Source organism: Bifidobacterium aquikefiri (assembly GCF_002259795.1).
Taxonomy (GTDB): Bacteria; Actinomycetota; Actinomycetes; order Actinomycetales; family Bifidobacteriaceae; genus Bombiscardovia; species Bombiscardovia aquikefiri.
In genome coordinates, this window is the sequence record NZ_MWXA01000005.1 from 195,697 (window position 1) to 218,001 (window position 22,305).

The window sequence follows — 22,305 nt, forward strand, 5'->3', positions numbered from 1 at the left end:
TCTTTCTCGCACAAAACCTCTCAGATTGTACCAACTGGCATGACGCATTGCGCTTGAGGAATTGAGTTTTGTGGCAATCGCCAAGTATCAAAGCCAGATTTTGGCTTAAACAGGAAGGATTTTCAACGTTTTCGCGACTGTGTCCTTGGCAATTGCCACAAAACTCGAAATTTCAATTTATTCTGCGTTTACCGCGTCCTTGATGGCCTGCTTCAACTGATCCTGGGCCTGACCATATGCATTGAAATCGCCCTTCTTCAGGGCATTTTCGGAATCTTCCATCGCCTGATTTGCCGCGTCAAGAGCTTTCTTCAGCTCAGCGTTATCTTTCGTTGAAGATTCTCCGCTCTTCGAACCACTTGACTCGGTTCCTTCCGAAGTGGAATCGGACTGCTGACCTGTCGCATTCTCGGCATCACCTGCTGATGCGCCAGAATTGCCGCCGAACACCTGATTCAGAGCTTCATCCAAGGTATTGGCAAAGCCCACCTGATCGCCAAAGGCGACAAGTACTTTCTTCAGCAATGGGAAGCTGGTGTTGCCGCTGGATTGAACATACACCGGCTCGACATACACCAGACCACCGCCAATGGGAAGCGTGAGCAGATTGCCACGCTTGACCGACGTGCTTCCTGATTCAAGAAGATTCAGTTCCTTGGAAACATCCGCATTCGCATTGAAGTTATTCTGTGCCTGCCCTGGTCCTGGAACATTCGCATCCTTCGGAAGTTCAAGAAGTCTGATGGTTCCATAGTTTGAACCAACTTTTCCGGCAGTGCTGCCGGCATCGGAATCAACGGAAAGGAATCCGGTGAGAATTTCTCTCGTGGAGCTACCCGCAGGGATATAGGTCGACGTTAACGAGAATAATGGTTTAGCGGTTCCCGGCGTTTTCATCGTCAAATAGTACGGCGGCTGCAACACATTGTCTTCTTGATTCAGCTTGGATTCAACCGGGTCGATCGGCGTCTGCCAGAAGTCTTCTCCTGAGAAGAATTGATTTGCAGTATCCACATGGTATTTTGCGAGCAGCTGTCGCTGCACCTTGAACAGACTCTCCGGATAACGTAAGTGACTCATCAAGTCGCCAGAAATGCTTGAGATTGGCTTGTATTGCCCGGGAAACACCTTTTCCCACGCCTTCAGCACAGGGTCTTGAGGGTCCCATGCGTACAGATTCACCGAACCATCGTAAGCATCGACGGTTGCCTTTACGGAATTACGGATGTAGTTGGCATTCTGTGATCCCAGTCCCTTGACGGTAGACGAAGTCTGCGTTGTGGAGTCCTTGGTTGCGGCACCAAGATCGACGGTTTGCGAATATGGATAATTCGCAGAGGTTGTATATCCATCAATGATCCACTTCACTCGCCCGTCGACGACTGCTGGATATACGCGACCGTCCAGGGTGAGGTAAGGCGCAACTTTGGCAACGCGTTCCTTTGGATTGCGGTCGTACAGAATCTGAGAATTCGGAGTAACACGGTCTGAAAACAGAATCTGGTCAGAACCAAAACGAATCGCATACATGAGACGCGAGAAAAGGTTGCCGACACTGGGACCACCATTGCCGGTGAAGGTGTTGGTTGCACCCTCGGAACCCTTGGGATAATCGAATTCCCAAGATTGTGTGCCCTTTGGCGAACCCACGATCGAATAGTCGGGAGCATTCGGCGAGAAATAGATCCTTGGCTCATAATGCTCGGAATCGGTGAGCTTTCCCTGCGTTGGAACTCCAGATTCGAAGAACTCAGGCTGACCGTCCGCGGTCACCTTGTTGCCATAGGCAGCCACGACGCCATAGCCATGCGTATATACCGTATGATCATTGACCCAGTTTCGATTGTCATTGCCCGCAAGATTCAATTCACGCGCACCGATCAGAGTATCCTGACTCCTGCCATCAATGTCGTATTTATCGACTGCAAGCGTATCCTCGAAATTGTAATACTGTTTGGATTGCTGAAGCTGCCGGAACGTGGGAGAAACCACCTGTGGATCAAGCAGACGAATCTGCGCCGTTGTCTCGGCATCCTCGGCCAATGCGCCAGACTTACCGGTTGTCGTTGCCTGGTAATTCTCAACCTTCAACTTATTGAGTCCAAAGGCGGCGGTCGTTGCCGTTATATTTCTCTGGATATACGTGGATTCCGTCTCTTGCTCATTGGGATTCACCTTGAATCGTTGAATGATCATCGGAGCCACGCCGGTCAGCATGATGCTCACCACCACAACGGTGGCTATCGCAATTGCAGGAACCTTCCATTCCTTCAGCACTGAGGATATGGTGACATTCGGCGAGGCGTTCTCACGAAGACTCTTCGCATTCATGATCCAGATACCCACAATCACGCCGAGCACCAAGGTGAGCACCGACATGATGATATTTGCGGGAATGGTGATATGAACCGACGTATAGCCAGCGCCCGTGATGCGGTCGCTTTCCTCGGTCACGGTATTGAAGATGCCAAGGAGAATCCGCACCGACCAGACCACCATATTGATAATGACCCAAGCACCAACCTGGTGACGTGCATGCTTGGTCATACTGATGATGCTGTGACCACGAATAGGCATGGTGAGACGAATACCACTCATAAGGAAGTGCGTGATCACAGAGAAGACCAATCCCGCCAAGAGCAACATGGCGAGGGCGCTCATGCAAAGCTGCAAGCCTGGAAGTATGAAGACGAAGAAGCCATCATCAAGACCGAACTGCGGATCCTTCGTGCCAAACGACTGTGCGTGGAACATCATCACCAGCTGTGCCCAGTTCGTATTCAGACGAGAACCAAAGACAAGGCCGACTATCAGCGAAATGATGACAGCGGTACGACGAGCCACCGTTGAACTCACCGATTTACCCAGCTCGATGACATCACCCTTGACTCGTATGGTTGAGCCATCGGGGTCGGCAGGACGGTTCCGAATCGCCATGGTTGCCGAACCATAGGTAATCAAAGCCATAACGATTGCATATGCCAACCACAGACCGACCTTTATAGCGAGCTGTATCCAAATCACCGATGCAAATCCAACCTGGGTGAACCACATGACCTCAGTGATGAAATGCGCCAGCAATGCAACGATTGCAAGCACAATAACCACAGCAAGAACCAGACCGATAAGGATTTTTGCTCCAAGCGAATTGCCAAATGCACTGGACCGATGCGCAGTTATGCGGAAGGCTTTCTTGCTCCGCCGCGCACTGCCTGATGCACGATTATCGTCTCCATCTGTACGAATATCATCGACATGCGCCTCATCATTGCTTCCCCGCCGGGACCCACGCCCGTCTGAGGGATCTTCGAACATATGCGAAAAACTACCAAAAAATGACATAACTCAAGATTACATGAACCCCTCCAGATAGCATGGAACACTATGGAAAAGCTGAAAAATGGACAAATCTATGCTGTGTCTGTTCTGAAAGCACGGCTCGGACATTCGATCCTGAGACGCTTCATCGCATTCATCATCGCTACGATGATCACCATCGTTTTCAGTGCTTGCTCGACCGAACAGCGGGAACCAACTCCATCGCTGACGAGTCAAGGCACATCAACGAGCATCCATCTCGATGTCAAGAAACAAGGAGTTCCGGCACCACACCTTAACGATCAGCAGAAGGCAGCGTTACAGGCCAGCAAGCGAGTTTCCTCCATGTCGGTGCAGGATCAGGCAGCGCAATTGGTAATGATTCCACTCCAAGCTGGCACAGCGGCCAATACGGTTCAAGATGACATTCAGAACAGACATATAGGGTCAGTCCTTCTCTTTGGAAACAGCACAGCTGGCGTTGCTGCGGTCCATGCTGAAACACAAACACTGCAGTCCTATGCGTCCAATGGCGATGGGCTGCTCATCGCAACTGACCAGGAGGGTGGCGCTGTCCAGCACCTCAAAGGCCCTGGATTCGCTCAGATGCCCAGCGCCGTCACTCAAGGTCAGATGGATACTCAAACCTTGCGAATCAATGCGAGATCGTGGGGCGCATCACTGCAATCCGCGGGAGTGAATGTTGATTTTGCTCCATCTGTTGACACCGTACAGACTCAGCCACGTTCGAACAATGCTGCAATTGGAGCCCTCAATCGAGATTTCGGTCTCGATGCAAACGGCAATTCCTCACACGCCTCCGCCTTTATTCAGGGAATGGCCGATGCTGAAGTGTCGACTGCGATTAAGCACTACCCTGGACTTGGAGCGGTTGCTGGCAATACTGATTTCACCAATTCAGGAATCACCGATTCCACGACTACGCTGGATGGCCAAGAAATTTCCGCATTCGATGCGACGCTTACGGCAAATCCCGCTATGGTCATGATGTCGCTTGCGACATATTCGAAGATCGACCCCGACAATCCCGCCGCATTCTCGTCCATCATCATGCAGCGCCATCTTAGAGACGAGAAGCACTTTCAGGGCATCATCGTTTCAGACTCTCTGTCAGCTCAGGCTTTGTCAAACATTGCAGTGAACGAACTCGGAGTTCGGTTCATTCAGGCAGGTGGCGATCTTGTTTGCGCAGACGCACCTGGATACATCGATACAATCCTGGATGGGATCATTGATAGGGCACAGAGAAATACGGACTTCGCCGAGCAGGTCAAGGCATCTGCCACTCGCGTACTCACCCTCAAATATGAGAAAAACCTGGTCCAATAATTCTCCGACCCACCACTCATGCCATATCTCGTGGCTCTCAGTGCTTTCTGATGCCGATCGCCTGATGATAAACCTCTTCGACCTGATCGGCTACGGTTGCAACATCATATGAGGTCAGTAGAGCCTGCTCTTCGTCATGCACGTGTTCGGACCATGTATGATCCGTAAGTGCCTTGGCCATGCTCTCTGCAAGTGCCTGGGCTCGGCCTTCTCCCTTAACCGGGAACAGCGCATTCTCCTGGTTCATCAAGGTACTTCTATAGCCTGGATTGTCACCGGCAAGCACCACCTTCGAACCTGAGGCTATGGCCTCCAGCAACACGATGCCGAACGATTCTCCACCCGTTGACGGGAAGACTGCCACATCGGCACTTGCCAGCAATGACGGCTTGTCATGCTCCTCGATGAACCCAATAAAACTGCAATGCAACCGAAGGTCACTCGCCTGTTTTTTCGATTCTTCCAGCAGTGGTCCCTTGCCTGCAAAGGTGACATGCATACCTTCTGGAAAAAGATGATGACTCTCACCCCAATGCAATGCTTCAATCAACACCCCGGCACCCTTACGCTCAACGAAACGACCAAGGAACACCACATGTGGACCATTGCCATGGAACGCATCGATGGATCGCTGCCCGGCCTGTGCCTTGCGTTGCCTCAGATCCTTCACATCGACAGGGTTGGGTATGACACAACTATCGACATGCGCCGTGAGATGTGCATAATCCGCTGCAACCTTGGAAACAGCAATGACCTCGTCAATTCGTCGATGCGTACGTGCATTGATTGTCCCGAGAATCTTTCCACCGATATATGAAAGCATGCCGGCAGGCGCAATGTGATAGGTTGCCACAACGGCTATCGAATCCTCGGCACGAGTCAGGACCCTTCCCGCAAAAAGAGGACTGTAGGGTGCCTGAACATGAAGCACATCAAATCGGCAGTCATCCAATACCTGCAGAATTGACGAAGACTTTGAAATAATAGGGATTCTCATTCTATTCCCGTTGAACGCCACCATCATATTGCGAGCCAACGGATGAATGTGCTCGACAGGCCTATCCTCAGTCTGACCGACAAGATAATGGACTTCATTGCCTCGTCTGGCCAACTCCTTGCCAAGAGTAAGTATGTGTGCCTGAACGCCGTCCAAAACATCAAGTGTGTCATCAAAAACAAAGCCGATTCGCAACGTCATGCGTTCGATGGTAGTACCACGCTTCGAAAGAGAACCGAGAATGAGCCAAGTCTCGCGCATAGTCAGGGCGGAATGCCTATCCCGTGCCAGACTTGGATGTGCGACTCACCGACTCTTCAGACCGACAATTGACTAGCATTGCTAAGAAGGCATTGATTTCTGATTGGTTGCGAAAGGCTCCTATGAATCCGACGATTGGCATAGTACTGCTCTATATACCTGTGTTGCTCTTTGGAGGACTCTTTATTGTCTCCTTTTGGAGGGAGCCGCGTCAATTTCGAAATTCCATATACCTCAGTCTTTTCATTATCTGCCTCGCAACCAATCTCCTGATGGGATTCGGTCAGGAATGGATGGTGCTGCCAATACTGGTTGCCATAACGATGTGTCCGATCATCGTAATCGTATTTCTTGGCATCAATTCAATCGTGGTCGCACGGCATGAGGGATTATCGAAGACCACGATCCTTCCAGGTCTACTCGCATTCGCAATGATTCTGTTCTTTATCGCTTTCCCTGTGCTCACTGCTATTCATGCTCCACAGACCTTGGTCAGCATTGCAGGGCTGATGGTGCTCGAAGGGATATGGTTCTTTTTCACCTTCACCGCGCTCCTCGCCTACTCGTGGATATATCGAATGCTGCCAAAACGCAGACGCTATGACTACATCATCATTCATGGTGCAGGTCTTCAAGGCACGGAACCAACTCCCCTTCTCAGGGGAAGAATCGACAAGGCAGTGCAACTCTGGAAACGGCAGCAGGGATACGGCAAGCTCATAGCTTCAGGAGGCCAGGGTGCGGACGAGCAAATCTCTGAAGCAGAGGCAATGAGTCGATATATGCGACAAGAATGCGGTGTGCCTGCTGAAAATATCCTGCTCGAGAATCGATCAACCACAACAATGGAAAATCTCGTCTTTTCCAGATCCCTGATCACCGAACTCTCAGACAACAACAACTATCGTTGCGCCTTGGTCACGAGCGATTACCATGTATTTCGCGCAGCTGAATATGCACATCGTCTGCATCTCAAAGCCGATGGAGTTGGCAGCCATACCAAAGGCTACTACTGGCCCACTGCCTTTATACGTGAATTCGTTGCGATTTCAATCAATCATCGATGGCCATACATCGTCATTGCATGCCTCTGGCTCATTTCATTGATGATTCAGACCTTTGGACCGGTATTGCCGCAATTCATCCACTGATTTCATCATGGAGCACCATGCATCATGCACTTCACACCTGTCCTCGCATGGTAAAACATGTATACGCCCATTACACGATGGCATATCCGGCTATCGAGGCACGATCTGATACTCTTTTACCGTTTCTGCAGACAGTACGAGTGCAGCCAATCAACTCATGAAATTGGGGTTATAGGCTCAGAAGTATGGGTTTATGCCTTCGCTGGCGTGCTGGCGTGTAATTCGTTCCAGTCGATGCCATGCTCCGCTCCCGTCATTCCGAGCGAGCGGAGCGAGTCGATCAGATAGCCGACCTGCTGATAGCCCAAGGGCCGTCATCCCGAGCGAGCGCAGCGAGTCGAGGGATCTTGGCTGTCGATGCTTGCAAGGGTGAGATCTCTCGACTCGCTGCGCTCGCTCGAGATGACAAGGGAAGTGGATTCGGTCGGGGTGACGAGGGACGCGGGGATGGTTGGGATGGTTGGGATGGTTGGGATGGCGGGCATCGACATTGGATTGTTCCTGCTCTCCTGGTCCCGTTGCGATACATGATGGTGCCGCAATGCGGGTATGGGGTTGCTTTCATATCTTCCCAAGTCACTCAGGATTATCAACCAGCCCAAACCCCAGTTGGGAGAACGTCTCACGGCATGTTTCACACACTTTCATGCCGTGCCGTTATACCAGCGTAAAAATTATAAAACAGGAGCAACACCCACTCCCACAAGAACTAGGAAACGATTTCCCACACACCTCTGTGCCAATAGCCCTGAAATTACGTCACTCATGAAATTACGCATTGTGCAGCAATCTGAAAGTATCAGATCGAATTGTTTGCACCGTATGGATTCCAATCCAACGAATATCAGAATCCTATACTCAATGCAATGCCGCACAATGCGCAATTTCGATGATTTTCAGGCTAAGCCTGTACCGCTCCCAACTTTACCTGCTTGGTTCCCCGATGAATTGTCCCAGTATCTGAGTCTGCCTCGATGCCATGTTTTGCATCATGACGAACCCACCATGTCGATAGCACCGATCCTGAGATGTTGTGCCATACACTGAAGAACGTAGAGGGAATTGCAACGATTGGATTGGTGGCGAATGCCTGAAGGGCAAGGGTCGCACCCAATGCGGAATCCTGCATGCCAACTTCGAAGGTAATTGCCTTCTGTTGCGCATAACGGAAACCTTTTGGATAAATCTTGTACATCAGCTTGCTGAACAGGAATCCAAGCGTATAACCACTCAGGTTATGCAGCATCACGACGGGAAGCAGCAGTGCCGTCTCAGCGCTGAAGAGCTTCGCATTGTTGGCCGCGACGACAACGCCAATGATGATCAGAATTGCCACCTGTGAGACGGCTGGCAACGCAACCGTCACTTTCTGAACGTGCTTGCCGAAGATCGTATGGACGATGACGCCCAGTGCGACAGGAATCAGCACGACCTGCACCGAGGTGAGGAACAGCTTCTCGACTGGAATCTGAACATATGAGCTGGCCAATGCACTCATAAGCAACGGAACCATGAACGGTGCACACAAAGTCGAGAGCAGACCAATGGAAACGTCCAAGGCGACATCTCCCTTGGAAAGGAACGACATCACGTTTGAGGATGTCCCCGATGGGCAGCAGCCCACAAGGATCACACCTACTGCAAGCATTCCGTTCAAGCGGAATATCCAGCACAGAAGGACCGCCAGCAGTGGCATGATCAAATAGTGTGCAACCGTGCCGACAATCACCATCAGTGGCATGCGGATAATTCGCTTGAAATCCTCAATACTCAGCGTCATTCCCATTCCAAAAAGAATGATGCTGAGAAAATAATTAACGTAGCTCTTCGCCCACAGACTGGTCTGCGGCTCGAAGAAGTTGAGTATCGCCCAAAGCACGACTACAAGTGTGAACCACTTTGTCAGCCATGAGCTAAATTGCTGGACTTTTGCCATTGTATTATCCACCTTCCCTTCTTAAAACCGGAAACGTACGCTGTTTCTCAGACCAAGGGAGGTGGATGACCGCTATGTGAACAAAGTTAATAAATAAATATTAGTCTAGAGTTGAGCGACTATGTCCTTTTCGATGCTCTCAGGAGTGGTTGTCGGAGCGTAACGATTCACCACATTGCCATGCTTATCAATCAAGAATTTCGTGAAATTCCATTTGATGCTTTTCATCCCAATGCCAGACTTCTGTTCCTTGAGCCACTCATAGAGTGGATCTGCATGGTCACCATTGACGTCAATCTTTGCAAAGCGTGGGAACTCGGTGCCGTATTTCACACGGCAAAAGGATCCTATCTCTTCATCTGTTCCAGGTGCCTGACCATTGAACTGATTACACGGAAAATCAAGGATCTCCAAGCCCTTCTCCTTGTACTCGTGATACAACTTCTCGAGTCCTTCATACTGTGGGGTAAACCCGCATTGTGTCGCCGTGTTCACAATGAGCAATACCTTGCCCTTGTAATCGTCGAGACTTACATCATTGCCCTTCGGATCCTTCACTGTGAAATCATAGACATTCATGTTTGCTCCTTACTGCTCGTCCAGCGTTCTGCACCACAAGTCGCCGTTGCTGTGCCCCGTTCACAACCGATGCCACAACCGACTGTGCTTTCCTTCATTATTCCTGCACTCACCCCCATCCTCATCATTTTCAGCCGATAACATGAATCTGCCCATGCACCATCATGCAGACATGCCATCCATCGACCTCGCGTGTTTCCCAGACGGCTCGACAGGAACCACATTCACGCAGGGGCGTCCTACGATCGTGAGGCTCATTCGAGGGGAAGCCGTACACGAAGCACAACCATACAATCTTGTACATGGTGTATTATTTCGAATCGAACTAGAACCGAATCCGCCGACTCTCTTTTCTTCGCTAACTCAGAAATTTCCTACATCTGGAGCATGCATGCCGTTCAGCCTCATCATTCGAGTGTTTCGTCCCAGTTCAGTCATTCGACACAGTGATCTTCTGAGCGATGATCATCCTCGATTCGACAATCCAGGGAAAGTTCCAGTGCGTTTACGCCCCTTTATGCGCCTTCTTGCGTTTTTTGGCATTCTCATCGCGATAACAGTTGGAACAGCCCTAGGATTGTCTGCCATCTGCTCAGCATTGGACATTGTCGTTTCCACTGAGCATCGCATGCTCATCGGTTTCACGGCCCAACTGTTCGGCGCCGTCATCGCATACGCGTTGGAGGCAGCTCTCATGGAACGCAGATGGATTCCATCTGAACTTGACCCCCGCAGGGTCGCTGACCTGTTCAAAGGCATGGCCGTTGCCGCATTGTGCACTGGTCTTACCATGGCAATCCTTGCAGCGTGCGGATTCTATAGGATCATGGCATTCGATGCTGCATACAATCCTTTGCTGGACATGCTCACTCTGGGATTGGGCGCAGGCATTGCCGAAGAGCTCATCATGCGCGGAATGGTCCTGCGTCTTCTGGAGGAATGGCTTGGTTCATGGTATGCGCTCGGCATTTCGGCATTGCTCTTCGGACTGGCGCACTGGGTCAACCAAGATGGCAGTCTTTGGGGAGGCATAGCCATAGCGATCGAGGCTGGCCTTCTCTTTGGAGCCATCTACATGATCACTCGTTCCCTGTGGTGGTGCATTGGTCTGCACATGGCTTGGAACGTCCTTGAAGGTCCCGTATTCGGATCGATAGTATCCGGCAGCGGCGAGCAACGATCCTGGTTCATTCCACAGTGGTCGGGACCTGAGATATTCACTGGCGGATCCTTTGGCATTGAAGCCAGCATCATCCCTGTCGTGCTGCTGGGAACGCTGTCGATGCTGATTCTCCTTGCAATCAAGCGCCAGGGCATGGTAATTCTTCCATCTTGGCAACGCAAAAAACGCCTGCAGCTGCCTCCTGGGCAGCTTGGAACCGAACATGTAAGCACAGAACCTTCCAACGTCGAGCTGGTCGGAAATGACCGCACAGACGCGATGAAAGCCACCTCAGAGGATGTCGGCCGCTTGATCGAGTGAATGACCGCTCTCAGTCATGTTCACGAAATAACGATGTACCGAAAGATCGTCGTTCAGTTCGGGATGGAACGAAGTGACCAGCATGTTGCCTTGCTGTGCCGCCACAATGTGCCCGTTGACCTCGGAGAGGATCTGCACGTTCTTCCCCACACTTTCGATGTAGGGCGCACGTATGAAGGTCATCGGAATGGTTCCGATGCCAGTCATCTCGGCATGAGTGAAGAAGGAGCCGAGCTGACGACCGTAGGCATTGCGCTTCGCTGTAATGTCCATCAGCGCAAGATGGGTGTCGCCATCCTCAACATGCTTGGCTAGCAGCAGAAGTCCGGCGCAGGTGCCGAATGTCGGCAGTCCACCGGCGACAAGCTGACGCAATGGTTCCAACATGTTCAGGTCACGCAGCAGTTTTCCCTGCACGGTTGATTCACCGCCTGGCAGAACCAAGCCAGTGAAGTGCTGTTCGAGATCTCCCCGCTGTTGAATTTCAACTGTACGAATGCCCAACTTGCCCAACATTTTTTCATGCTCGATGAACGCACCCTGCAGAGCGAGCACTCCGATTACACGTGACGAGTCGCCAGAATCGTGCCCAACAGTGTCGCCAACATCGTGAGATTCGCTACCTGCATCATCCCCTGCAGCATCTACCAGCGGCAAGTGTGCCTTAGTATCACTCACTTGCCACGCTCCGCCATCAGCAGCGCAATTTCGTTCTCGTTGATACCGACCATCGCTTGACCGAGACCTTCGGAAACACGGGCTACCAAGTCAAAATCGTTATAGTTCGTCGTCGCCTGAACGATTGCAGAAGCACGCTGAGCAGGGTCTCCCGACTTGAAGATTCCTGAACCGACAAACACCCCTTCGGCACCAAGCTGCATCATCAACGACGCATCAGCAGGCGTTGCAACGCCACCTGCGGCAAAGTTCACCACAGGAAGTCGACCATTATCATGCACGGAACGAAGCAATTCCACAGGAACCTCAAGCTGCTTCGCCTTCTCGAAGAGTTCATCGTCGCGCAATCCGGCAACCTCGCGAATCTGACTGTTCATCTCACGCATATGGCGAACGGCCTGCACCACATCACCCGTTCCAGGCTCGCCCTTCGTACGTATCATCGAAGCACCTTCGGCGATTCTGCGCAATGCCTCTCCCAGATTCTTTGCACCGCATACGAAAGGAACACTGAATGATGTTTTATCGATGTGATATGCATCATCCGCCGGTGTCAGCACTTCGGATTCATCGATGTAATCGATATCGATTGCCTGAAGAATCTGTGCCTCCACAAAGTGGCCGATGCGCACCTTTGCCATCACTGGAATTGACACAGCCTTCTGAATTCCATGTATCATCTTCGGATCGCTCATGCGCGACACGCCACCGGCAGCACGGATGTCCGCAGGGATTCGTTCCAATGCCATAACAGCGCAAGCACCAGCATCCTGAGCGATAACGGCTTGCTCTGGCGTGGTTACATCCATGATGACCCCACCCTTGAGCATCTGGGCAAGATTCTTGTTCAATTCATATCTATCATTTGTCATGAAAATAAGAATACCCATCATCGAGTTTCAAGCAAGAAACATATCAAAAAGCCTCAGGTGCATGCACCTGAGGCTTGAAATGGATCCTTGGGAAAGCTTCATCACTCATGAGCAGCCATGAAACATGCGCCGCAGTTCACACATTGAATTTGAATTCGACAATATCTCCCGGCTGCATCACATAATCCTTGCCCTCAAGACGCATCTTTCCCTCATCTTTCACCTTGGCATAGGAACCAGATGCAACCAAATCATCGTATGAGACGATTTCTGCCTTGATGAAGCCTTTTTCAAAGTCGGAGTGAATGACTCCTGCGGCCTGCGGAGCAGTCCAACCCTTATGAATCTGCCAGGCACGAACCTCTTTCACACCGGCGGTCAAGTATGTTTGGAGTCCGAGAATGTCAAATCCGACGCGTGCCAGCTGATCGAGACCAGATTCGGTCAACCCAGCGTCGTGCAGCATTTCCTCGGCATCGGCCTCATCGAGTTCAGTCAGATCAGACTCAAACTGTGCATTCAGGAATATGGAAGGTGCAGGGGTAACCGAAGCGGCAAGCTTTTCCTTCAATGCATCATTCTGCAACTCATCATCGTCAACGTTGAATACATAGATGAAAGGCTTGGCTGTCATGAGATGCAAGTCAGCGATGTCTGCTTTGTCAATGCGCTTGTCATTCGCTGCATGATCGATGGTCTCGCCTCCGGCGAGGATTTCCTTGGCCTTCAACACCGCTTCCATCACGGACTTGTCGATCTTGTTGCCACGAAGATCCTTCTCCATCTTCGGCAGCGCATTCTCAATGGTCTGCAAGTCAGCAAGAATCAGCTCGGTGTTGATTGTATCGACATCGTCTGCCGGATCGACCTTGCCATTGACATGCACGATGTCGTCATCTTCGAATGCACGAACAACCTCACATATGGCGTCTGCCTCACGAATGTTGGCAAGGAACTGATTGCCCAAGCCTTCGCCCTGTGACGCACCCTTGACGATGCCTGCAATATCGACGAATGTGACAGTCGCGGGAATGATCTTTTCGGTGCCCACCAGCTTCGCCAGAATTGGCAGACGCTTGTCTGGCAACGGAACGATGCCGGTGTTCGGCTCAATCGTTGCAAATGGATAATTTTCAGCCAGAACATTATTTCTGGTCAAAGCGTTGAATAAGGTGGACTTGCCGACGTTTGGCAGTCCGACGATTCCTATGGTTAATGACATGGCTTCCAGTCTAAGGCGAAGGCGGACGAAGTGGCGACCAAGTGCGCCACAATTCGTCTGTGCCCCTCCCCTTGCCTTATGTGTACCTTTATATCGTGGTGGCTATTTTCCGACAACGGCATCGACAGCCGAGAAGATTGATCCTCTGAAACCGTTCTGTTCCAGTGCAGACACACCCTTGATGGTGGTGCCACCCGGAGAGCATACGGCATCCTTGATAGCAGCAGGAATCTGACCCGTGGCAATTTGCAATGCACCAGTGCCCTGCACCATCTTTCCGGCTAGACGATATGCAGTCTGACGCGGCAAGCCATATTTCACGCCTGCATCTGCCAGAGCTTCGATGAACATGGCCGCATAGGCAGGACCACAACCCGCAACTACACTGCCAACTGACATCTGTGCCGTCTCTACGCGCTCGAACAGTGCGACAGGCTTGAACATGGCCTCCACAGTCAGCTTCTGACCATCATTGAGAGAGTCTTTGCCTTCTGCGATGACGACGCCTTGGCCGACTGCGATAGGTGTGTTTGGAATCGTGCAGATTACATGAGTCTCCGGCAGGAACAGTGACTGATATTGCTCAAGCGTCCAGCCTGAGGCGATGGAAATGATGAACTTGTCATCATGCGCCACCTCAGTTTTGATGGAATCAATAACGGATTCAACGACATATGGCTTCACCGCAATAATCACAATGTCCGCAGAAATTGCAACCTCGGTCGCAGAGTGCAAGGGACGAGCACCAATCCGTGCCGTAGTCTTTTCAAGTTTATCAAAATGACCTGCACAAGCTACTATCTGGCCGCCTGTCACCACACCCTGATCGACAAAACCTTCAGCCATTGCCTGCGCCATATTGCCATAGCCAATAAAACCGATGGTAAGTGAGCTCAAATCCATAAGTCGCCTTTCTGCACTGTTCTGAATATTTCTGCACACGATATCCCGTGAAGTTGCAGGTCAACCCAGATATTCATCTTGCACAATTACTGTCACTAGCCAACGATAATCAATGTGAACGACCAGTAGAAGAATTCGTTAATACAGCATGTAACGGTCGGGGCCGTTCATACTTTCATACGATTCATGCAGACCACTAAGCTTGGTAACGTGCACTCTTTCATTCAGCGTTTTCGGTCTGCGCTCGGCAGCCATCTTGTTCAGGACATCATTACAGGCATCCTGCTCACGGTGCTGTTCATATTGATGGTCAGCGATACCGGCGGCTCAGAAGGACTGCTGTTTGAATTCCCAGAATGGGCAATGATTCCCTGGGCGATTGCGCTTGGCGCTCCTTTGGGGATTCGACGCACATACCCACAGACTGCGGCCCTGATATTCGTTGCATTCGTCTTCATCCACCTTATCATTGGTCCAAGTGCCGTACCTTCAGATATGGCTTCCTTGGTGCTGCTCTATAGCGTGATTGTCTATGGCGATCCAAAACATACTCACAAATTTCTTTCTCTCGCAGCGGTTATGGGTTTGCTCACGATAATCGAGGGAGCCACAGCCGAATCATTCGGTCCGCTACTGGCTCCTCAGCTCACGGAATCAACGAAAACTGAAACGTATGCATGCGCATTGCCGAATAAAGCATTCCTTGACTCAGGCTGTCAGGATTCACTGAAAAGGATGGCGCTGCTCCTCACGATTACCATCTCCATATCATTGATAAGCGTCATCTTCTTGGCATACTGGCAACGTGCACGGAGACATTCCATTGAGCTTCTACAAGAACGCAATCAGGCGTTACTGTCTCGTCAGGATGAGGAACGGCAGATTGCCGTACTCGCAGAACGCGCTCGCATTGCGAGAGACATGCACGATGTAGTAGCGCACACACTCTCATCGATAATCGTACAGTCAGATGCCGGAAGATATGCGGGAAAGCACGATGTAGACGTTGCAAGAACAACCATGCACAATATAGAGCATGAAGCGCGTTCTGCGCTCTCTGGTATGCAATCGCTGCTGGGAGTCATTACCCACGCTGCTGTTCACCATGAAGCGAGCAATACTGTGTCAGGCTCCGCAGATGCTTCCCAGACTGTTGGTCACTCCGCTGGACCGAAGCATGACAATAGTCGACAACCGGCTGCCTTTGAATCACATTCCCATGACGCTGCCAGGCAGTCCTCTGACACTTATGCCGGGTTGAGACACGAAACCGCCATCACGGTGGCAGAGACAAATCTCATTTCAACCACATATGCCGACATTCCCATGCTCATATCACATGCAAATGCCATCAGTCCACAATCTCACGTGAGCCGGAGGATCAGCGGCAAAGCATGCCCAGATTTACTTGCGACTGACTGCCAGGAAACGCTCTTCCGCATCGTTGAGGAAGCGCTGAGCAATGTCCGCAAGCATGCGGGTTCCGTGGTGAACGTGATAATCGATGAACAATGGTCGGATAATGAGATACATCTCAGCATTCGTGACGATGGACGTGGCAAGCATGCGAGCGCAGACGGTCATACGCCTGGCTTTGGATTGCGTGGCATGAGGGAACGCGTGGAGGCTTGCAACGGCTCATTCCGCGCGGGAGCGATTTCTTCGGGAGGCTTTGAAATAGTCGTATCTCTTCCACTCGTTCGAATTGGTGTTCAAGAATCCTCTGGCATCCAGACCTTCATACATCAGGCTCAGTTGGTTATCGATCTGTTCCGTTCACAGCCTCTGCATGTTCATGACATCAACCCTTCGCGCAAACCGAATCTGATCGAGCGATTCTCACAGTGGACTCAGCGTCATTATGTCTTGGTCGATACGGTTGGCGCCGTTGTCATGTGGGTATTTTTCCTAGCGGTTCAGCTTTCCAACAAGACGTATCTGTTCTATTCGTCTTCTTCTGCGCTTCCCTCCAGCAAGGTTCTCACGCTGATTACCAGTGTCATGACCTTGCCGCTCTGCACGCGTAGACGTTTTCCTTTCATCACCGCAGCATTCGTGTCTGTCTGCTGCACGGTTCAACTCCTGTTCGTTCCCGGTGTTTTTGCCGTAAACATATATGCTGCCGTATATCTCTCATCTGCAATCATGTATGGGAAGAGATCGGATATGGTGAAAGTATTGGGTATTGCCGGTTTCGACTCAGTGTTGCTTGGCCTGCAGGCATATTTTGCAACCGCAGATATCGGCAGGAGTTTGTTTGACATTGCGCATGACGCAATACTTGGACTCAGCATTGATGCGAACATGCATTCGATTCGCAGTGGGATAGTCACCGTCATCTCCATGCTGCTGCTGTGTGGAGGGTCTGCAGCTTGTGCACTGTGGGCACGCGCGCGAGGTAATAATGTGCTTGTTCTGCAGGAGCGCGAGGATGCGATCCTACTTGAGCAGCAGCGTCAAATGGTATTGAGCGCCGACAATGAGCGTAATCGCATTGCATCAATCGTTCAGCAGGAGGTTACGAACACTTTGATGTCTGTTGTCAATCAAGCCGAGCGTGGCTTGCGAACTATTGATGCCTTGCCGCAGCAAGATACCGGTGGTGACTGTGTTGAGGCGCATGATGGTCATGCCAACGAAGGTCTCCTTGATGAGGCGTTCGGCGCGATTGGTCGTCAAGGACGCACCGCGTTGGCACATATGAGAACATTATTGGGCATACTTCGCACAACCGGATTCAGCGATACAGATTCAGGCAAGAAGTTGGATGTTGCCAATGGCAGCCTGCCCAGTTCAGAGTTGAAACCCGCGGCCTCACTCGATGCACAGCTTCGCGAATCACAACTTCGTGAGTCACAGCTACAAGAAACGAAGCACATCAACCATCATGACACTGCGGGAAGCGCAATCGAAAAGCGAAACCTAAGGAAGCGATGAATCATGTACAAAGGTGACGAAATAATCACGGTCAGCGTTGCAGACGATCAGGAATTGGTTCGAGCCGGTTTCGCCATGGTCATCAATTCTCAACCTGACATGCAAGTCGTAAGCCAGGCTGACGACGGAAACCAGATAGTTGACCAGTGTAATCAACTTCATCCAGATGTGGTGTTGATGGACGTTCGCATGCCTGGTCTTGACGGCATATCTGCCACAGAACGGATAACCGCATATGCAGAGCACGGCGATACGCACGTAATCATTCTTACGACTTTCGATCTGGATGAATATGTCATGTCTGCAATTAAAGCTGGAGCTTCTGGATTTTTGCTGAAGGATACCGAACCCGAGACCCTGCTGTCTTCAATTCGAACCGTGTATCAAGGCAACGCAATCATTGCTCCAAGTGCAACCAAACGTCTGGTCGAGCACATGATGGAAACGGGTTTCACCGAGGATTCTTGGAATACTGGCAATGACGTCGCATCCAAAAGAACAGGCTCGCAGGCGCTGGACTCCAATTCATCTTCACTTTCATCGTCGCTGGTGGAGACATATCAAGATCCAGAACTTTCAGAGCTTACCGAGCGCGAGCGCGAGGTTCTTGTTGAAATTTCCCATGGTCTCAGCAATCAGGAGATTGCTGAGCAACTATTCATCAGCCTGCCGACCGTGAAAACGCACGTCGCACATATTCTGCAGAAGATTCATGCCCGTGACCGCGTTCAGGCAGTCGTTTTTGCCTACGAAAACCACCTGATTTCATAGCATCATGCGAGATTTCGAGTTTTGTTGCCTTTTCCCATGTACCAGACGAATATCGGCTATATTCATTCATTATTTCACGGGAAAAGCCTGTGATGCTTCCCAAAAGGCAACAAAACTCGAAACCTCGGTTGTTTTTTCACTTTCAGCCCTGCAGGTTAAGCCTCAGCGAGTGCACTCACTGGCGAAACTTTGGTCGCGCGTCGGGCGGGGATGATGCTGGATAACAACGCAGCTGCCAACGCGATAATCACAATCGTGCAGGCCATGCGCCAATCGAATGGGAATGCTACCGTGCCGAAGGAAGCAAAGACAACGTATGATCCCAACCATCCAAATAAGGTCCCTGCGATGATTCCGCTTACGCCACTGCCAAGCGAGATGAGAATCGCTTCAACTGCCAGTGAACGCCGCAGTTGAGCTTTTGTCATGCCGATCGCTCGCAAGGTTGCCGACTCCTTCTGACGCTCAATGACCGACAGACTCAAAGTATTCGTCACCCCTATCAAGGCGATGACCACGGCAACGGCCAGCAAGGCAACGAGAATCATCAACACCGAATTCACCATCTTTTCCCAAAGTGCACGCTCGGCAATCGACCCAATCACGTTTACGCTTGCGTAGGAAGACAATGCATTCTTCACATTGTCGACTAGGTTGGCAGTACTTGCAGTACCATCGCTCTTCACCCAAATCTGATTGCTGACATGATTGAGTTTCATCGAGTCAAACGTGTGTTCCGATACGACACCATAGAGACCATGGGTGCTATCAATGCCACGATATTCCCCAAGTTTCAGAGGAATCTCCCTCGAACTGGAATTACCCGAGGAGATGGGGAGCGAGCGTTGCTTCGCCAATGTCGCATCGCTTTTTGCGGAAGTTGATGACAATATCAGATTGCCATTGTCCAACTCCTGGGCATTGATCATGCCATGCATTACATCGGTAATGGTGCTCGGGTTCACACCATAGATATCAATCGACGCGCTCTTATATTTTCCGCTGGCGATAGTTGCGGTTGCGCTACTGACCAATTCTGCCTTGCCAACTCCTTCTGCCTTTTCAACCTTGTGTAAGGCGGAAGTATCCAAAGATTGGCCAACAGCCTGAATGTCGACACTGTAATGCGAATCCAGCACAGTACCCATCGTCGCCTTTGCACTTGCAGCTCCAATCCCAAGGCAAGAAACCAGGGTCACACCTATGAGCAAGGCTGAACCGGTTGCAGCAACACGACGAGGATTCTTCTGAATATTCGCACTGGCAAGAGTGGAAGCCGCACCTATGTGAGAGATAATTGCTCCGACTGCTCTGAGCACTGCAGGAATCCATATGCGTGAAGTAAGCAGCATACTGATGAAACAGAAAATCACACCTGCTATAGCAACGAGTACAAGGGTTTCAGAGTCATTATCCGAAATTTGCGAGCCATGTGTGGAAGCATAGGTCCGGTAGATTGCGAAGCAGCTTAGCGCAACGCCAGCAAGTAACAGCAAGAGTCCAAAGATAATCCTCGTCTTGTTCGAACGTTTGTTCTCGGAAGCTTCAAGAGGCTGCAGAGCTTCAAGGGGCGTTACCTTGGTTGCCATTCGAGCTGAACTCATGGACGCGATGGTCGTTGCAATCAGAGCGAAGACGATGGGGATTATGACAACCTGCCAGCTTGGAATCAGTGCAAAGGAAAGACCGCCGAGCTTTGCTCCAGCAAGCCCAAGCATGGACATAAGCCCGATGGCACATACAACACCAAGCACCGATCCAGCAAATCCAAGAACCAACGATTCAAGAAGGACAGACCGATAGAGCTGACCTTTTTTGGCACCGATTGTTCTGAGCAGTGCCAGGGTTCTGCGCCTTTGCGCAACCATTACCTGGAAGGTGTTGCCAATCACCAGACTGGCAACGAACATAGCAAGAATACCAAAAACGAGCACGAAGGTTGTGATGATGTTGGTTCCCCCATCCCCGAGCTGTTTGATTTGCTGATCCTGCAAAGCTTGCTTTGACTGCACTGCGAAGCCTTGTGGTAGAACGCTCTTGACATTGTTAATCACTTGTGATTCGGCCGTACCGGCAGAGGGATGTATCTTGAGAAAGATTTCAGATGTATAGAGATCATCGAATCCAGTCGAGATGCCCTGGACCGTTGATATATCAGATTCGCTCAGCACACATGCACCTCGATAATAGGAGAACGCTCCGGCATCATCACGAGTAATGCCAACCACTTTCATGTTAGAAAGGGATCCACTCGTGCCGTACAAGCTGGTTTCGGCAGAAGTGCTGGCGCTCACCGTTGAACCTATTGAAAGCTTGAGCTGCTTGGCGACGCTATCCGCAATTGCGATCTGTCCAGAGACCTTTGGCCACACTCCTGAGGTAAGCTGCAGAGGCACCATCGACGAAGGATTCGCAGATGCAATGGCAACGCTGGAAGCGTGCTTAAGTCCTTCTCGCCCAAGCTTTGCATTAATTTCCAAGGGTGTAGAAACATCAGTTCTTACACCTTCGACCCCTTTGAGATTCTTGAGTTCGTTAAGTCGGAAATCTGCAACAGTAGACAAAGCTCCACTGTCGTTAGCAGATGAGTCCTTCTGAATCACCCCATAGTTTGCCTCGCCGAAATTGGCGGAAACCTGCTTTCGCAGCGAATAGTTTAAGGTGTTACTGAATAGGAAGGTACATGAAATAAACATGGAGCCGACCAGAATGGCAATGCCGGCGGGAATGAGCATTGTCAGATTTCGTTTCATTAATTGCATGGTTACTGACCACATAATGGTGTCCTTATATTACTCTTGTATACGACGTAATGGTGCGAAAAGATGCCTCGCAACGATGATGGTCAGTAGTCAGCGAATCAGTGCCGAATTGACTTGGGATGTAACGGTTTGTTGGGCGAGTGAACGGCGGCGTTCCTGCATCAAGAGATCGTTCATGCGGTCAGGATTGGGGTTCGTCTCGTCGGCAACGATGTTTCCATCGGCGAAAACGATGGCACGATCTGCATATGAGGCAGCGACGGCATCATGCGTCACCATGATGATGGTCTGACCAAAGTCAGTCACGGACTTTTTCAGAAAGCCCAGAACCTCTGCACTCGAAACGGAGTCGAGATTGCCGGTCGGTTCGTCGGCAAAAACTACGTCAGGTTTGGTTATCAGGGCACGGGCAATGGCCACACGCTGCTGCTGACCGCCAGAGAGTTCATTTGGCCTGTGACTCAAGCGATCTTTCAAACCCAGTGTTTCAGTGAGCATACGAAACCATTGCTTGTCGACTTTGCCACCCGAAAGGGTCAAGGGCATAAGAATGTTCTGTTTGGCCGTGAACATAGGAAGAAGATTGAAACTTTGGAAAATAAAACCGATTCGATGTCTGCGAAGCATGGTCAGATCAGTGTCGTTCATCGATGTGATGTCGAACCCCGAGAAGACGATTTTGCCATGCGAAACTGAATCCAATCCTGCGAGTGTGTGCATCAGTGTTGATTTTCCCGAACCGGAAGGTCCCATGATTGCCGTGAACTTGCCACGTTCAAATGCGACATTTACTCCGCGAAGCGCATGCACGGTATTCTCTCCGCTTCCATAATCCTTGACTACATCAATCGTTTCAATCGCGGTATCGCGGTGCATTCCATTGCTAGGATTCGCTAAAGAATTCTTAGCATATGTTGGATTCACAGTGCTCATCTTCATTCTCCTCTTGTGTATAACGCTCAATCTGCGCTTGCATAAGCCAAGGATATGAAATATCAGGTCATATCAATATCGGGCAAAAGACTGATATTGCAGGCGAAATAGTGGAGTTTTCAGGATTCTTGCGTACTTTTCTCATACTTAAG

The 22,305-nt window shown here is 50.6% G+C and carries 15 protein-coding genes and 2 pseudogenes; 6 read left to right on the forward strand and 11 right to left on the reverse strand.

Annotated elements, in window-relative coordinates; translation table 11 throughout:
* Positions 1 to 177: 177 nt before the first annotated feature.
* A complete protein-coding gene (locus BAQU_RS04735; RefSeq protein ID WP_094693221.1) occupies positions 178 to 3,342 on the reverse strand; it encodes a UPF0182 family membrane protein in 3,165 nt (1,054 codons plus the stop codon).
* 42 nt (positions 3,343 to 3,384) lie between these two features.
* Between BAQU_RS04735 and BAQU_RS04740 the strand changes: the two genes are divergently transcribed.
* Positions 3,385 to 4,668 (forward strand): glycoside hydrolase family 3 N-terminal domain-containing protein, encoded by a 1,284-nt coding sequence (locus BAQU_RS04740; protein WP_244568432.1) that lies wholly within the window; start codon positions 3,385 to 3,387, stop codon positions 4,666 to 4,668.
* A gap of 37 nt (positions 4,669 to 4,705) precedes the next feature.
* Here BAQU_RS04740 and BAQU_RS04745 read toward each other — a convergent pair whose 3' ends face one another.
* Positions 4,706 to 5,866 (reverse strand): glycosyltransferase family 4 protein, encoded by a 1,161-nt coding sequence (locus BAQU_RS04745; RefSeq protein ID WP_094693942.1) that lies wholly within the window; start codon positions 5,864 to 5,866, stop codon positions 4,706 to 4,708.
* Positions 5,867 to 5,994: 128 nt separating this feature from the next.
* Between BAQU_RS04745 and BAQU_RS04750 the strand changes: the two genes are divergently transcribed.
* Complete coding sequence (locus tag BAQU_RS04750; RefSeq protein WP_244568433.1) at positions 5,995 to 7,077, forward strand: YdcF family protein; 1,083 nt, start codon at positions 5,995 to 5,997, stop codon at positions 7,075 to 7,077.
* 314 nt (positions 7,078 to 7,391) lie between these two features.
* On the opposite strand, the gene BAQU_RS10430 is transcribed toward BAQU_RS04750, so the two are convergent.
* From BAQU_RS10430 to BAQU_RS04760, 3 genes are all read right to left on the reverse strand, one after another.
* Positions 7,392 to 7,562, reverse strand: a complete 171-nt coding sequence (locus BAQU_RS10430; RefSeq protein WP_158215642.1) for a hypothetical protein — start codon at positions 7,560 to 7,562, stop codon at positions 7,392 to 7,394.
* Between the two features lie 416 nt (positions 7,563 to 7,978).
* Positions 7,979 to 9,013 carry a bile acid:sodium symporter family protein gene (locus BAQU_RS04755; RefSeq protein ID WP_094693223.1) on the reverse strand — a complete coding sequence of 345 codons (1,035 nt, stop codon included), beginning with the start codon at positions 9,011 to 9,013 and terminating at the stop codon, positions 7,979 to 7,981.
* A gap of 105 nt (positions 9,014 to 9,118) precedes the next feature.
* Entirely contained in the window at positions 9,119 to 9,592 is a 474-nt protein-coding gene (locus BAQU_RS04760; RefSeq protein ID WP_094693225.1) for a glutathione peroxidase, read from the reverse strand.
* A gap of 391 nt (positions 9,593 to 9,983) precedes the next feature.
* Here BAQU_RS04760 and BAQU_RS04765 point away from each other — a divergent pair, with 391 nt between their 5' ends.
* The gene (locus tag BAQU_RS04765) at positions 9,984 to 11,075 is read left to right on the forward strand and encodes a CPBP family intramembrane glutamic endopeptidase (protein ID WP_158215643.1); all 1,092 of its coding nucleotides are present in this window, start codon (positions 9,984 to 9,986) and stop codon (positions 11,073 to 11,075) included.
* Here BAQU_RS04765 and pdxT read toward each other — a convergent pair.
* The 4 genes from pdxT to proC all read right to left on the reverse strand — a co-directional run bounded on the left by pdxT (position 11,046) and on the right by proC (position 14,750).
* Complete coding sequence (gene pdxT / locus BAQU_RS04770) at positions 11,046 to 11,636, reverse strand: pyridoxal 5'-phosphate synthase glutaminase subunit PdxT (protein WP_275542236.1); 591 nt, start codon at positions 11,634 to 11,636, stop codon at positions 11,046 to 11,048. The genes BAQU_RS04765 and pdxT overlap by 30 nt on opposite strands.
* Before the next feature lie 113 nt (positions 11,637 to 11,749).
* Complete coding sequence (pdxS, locus tag BAQU_RS04775) at positions 11,750 to 12,625, reverse strand: pyridoxal 5'-phosphate synthase lyase subunit PdxS (protein ID WP_094693948.1); 876 nt, start codon at positions 12,623 to 12,625, stop codon at positions 11,750 to 11,752.
* 136 nt (positions 12,626 to 12,761) lie between these two features.
* Positions 12,762 to 13,847, reverse strand: coding sequence for a redox-regulated ATPase YchF (gene ychF / locus BAQU_RS04780; protein WP_094693229.1), 1,086 nt, complete (start codon positions 13,845 to 13,847; stop codon positions 12,762 to 12,764).
* A 102-nt stretch (positions 13,848 to 13,949) separates the two neighbouring features.
* The gene (gene proC / locus BAQU_RS04785; RefSeq protein WP_094693231.1) at positions 13,950 to 14,750 is read right to left on the reverse strand and encodes a pyrroline-5-carboxylate reductase; all 801 of its coding nucleotides are present in this window, start codon (positions 14,748 to 14,750) and stop codon (positions 13,950 to 13,952) included.
* Between the two features lie 186 nt (positions 14,751 to 14,936).
* On the opposite strand from proC, the gene BAQU_RS10675 reads away from it, so the two are divergent.
* The 3 genes and pseudogenes from BAQU_RS10675 to BAQU_RS10770 all read left to right on the forward strand — a co-directional run.
* Positions 14,937 to 17,687 (forward strand): sensor histidine kinase, encoded by a 2,751-nt coding sequence (locus tag BAQU_RS10675; RefSeq protein ID WP_094693233.1) that lies wholly within the window; start codon positions 14,937 to 14,939, stop codon positions 17,685 to 17,687.
* A 3-nt stretch (positions 17,688 to 17,690) separates the two neighbouring features.
* A pseudogene (locus BAQU_RS10765) lies at positions 17,691 to 18,141 on the forward strand (response regulator); the annotation flags it as partial.
* Positions 18,142 to 18,242: 101 nt separating this feature from the next.
* Positions 18,243 to 18,458 (forward strand): annotated as a pseudogene (locus BAQU_RS10770) (response regulator transcription factor); the annotation flags it as partial.
* Between the two features lie 155 nt (positions 18,459 to 18,613).
* On the opposite strand, the gene BAQU_RS04800 reads toward BAQU_RS10770, so the two are convergent.
* Together BAQU_RS04800 and BAQU_RS04805 are read right to left on the reverse strand one after the other, a co-directional pair.
* A complete protein-coding gene (locus BAQU_RS04800) occupies positions 18,614 to 21,211 on the reverse strand; it encodes an ABC transporter permease (RefSeq protein WP_158215644.1) in 2,598 nt (865 codons plus the stop codon).
* A gap of 99 nt (positions 21,212 to 21,310) precedes the next feature.
* A complete protein-coding gene (locus BAQU_RS04805; RefSeq protein ID WP_094693950.1) occupies positions 21,311 to 22,096 on the reverse strand; it encodes an ABC transporter ATP-binding protein in 786 nt (261 codons plus the stop codon).
* Positions 22,097 to 22,305 lie beyond the last annotated feature (209 nt).

Excerpts from the sequence above, each read along its gene's own strand:
- BAQU_RS04735 (WP_094693221.1), bottom strand. The coding sequence starts at position 3,342 with ATGTCATTTTTTGGTAGTTTTTCGCATATGTTCGAAGATCCCTCAGAC.
- BAQU_RS04740 (WP_244568432.1), top strand. The coding sequence starts at position 3,385 with ATGGAAAAGCTGAAAAATGGACAAATCTATGCTGTGTCTGTTCTGAAA.
- BAQU_RS04745 (WP_094693942.1), bottom strand. The coding sequence starts at position 5,866 with ATGACGTTGCGAATCGGCTTTGTTTTTGATGACACACTTGATGTTTTG.
- BAQU_RS10430 (WP_158215642.1), bottom strand. The coding sequence starts at position 7,562 with ATGCCCGCCATCCCAACCATCCCAACCATCCCAACCATCCCCGCGTCC.
- BAQU_RS04755 (WP_094693223.1), bottom strand. The coding sequence starts at position 9,013 with ATGGCAAAAGTCCAGCAATTTAGCTCATGGCTGACAAAGTGGTTCACA.
- BAQU_RS04760 (WP_094693225.1), bottom strand. The coding sequence starts at position 9,592 with ATGAATGTCTATGATTTCACAGTGAAGGATCCGAAGGGCAATGATGTA.
- BAQU_RS04765 (WP_158215643.1), top strand. The coding sequence starts at position 9,984 with ATGCCGTTCAGCCTCATCATTCGAGTGTTTCGTCCCAGTTCAGTCATT.
- pdxS (WP_094693948.1), bottom strand. The coding sequence starts at position 12,625 with ATGACAAATGATAGATATGAATTGAACAAGAATCTTGCCCAGATGCTC.
- ychF (WP_094693229.1), bottom strand. The coding sequence starts at position 13,847 with ATGTCATTAACCATAGGAATCGTCGGACTGCCAAACGTCGGCAAGTCC.
- proC (WP_094693231.1), bottom strand. The coding sequence starts at position 14,750 with ATGGATTTGAGCTCACTTACCATCGGTTTTATTGGCTATGGCAATATG.
- BAQU_RS10675 (WP_094693233.1), top strand. The coding sequence starts at position 14,937 with ATGCAGACCACTAAGCTTGGTAACGTGCACTCTTTCATTCAGCGTTTT.
- BAQU_RS04800 (WP_158215644.1), bottom strand. The coding sequence starts at position 21,211 with ATGAAACGAAATCTGACAATGCTCATTCCCGCCGGCATTGCCATTCTG.
- BAQU_RS04805 (WP_094693950.1), bottom strand. The coding sequence starts at position 22,096 with ATGCACCGCGATACCGCGATTGAAACGATTGATGTAGTCAAGGATTAT.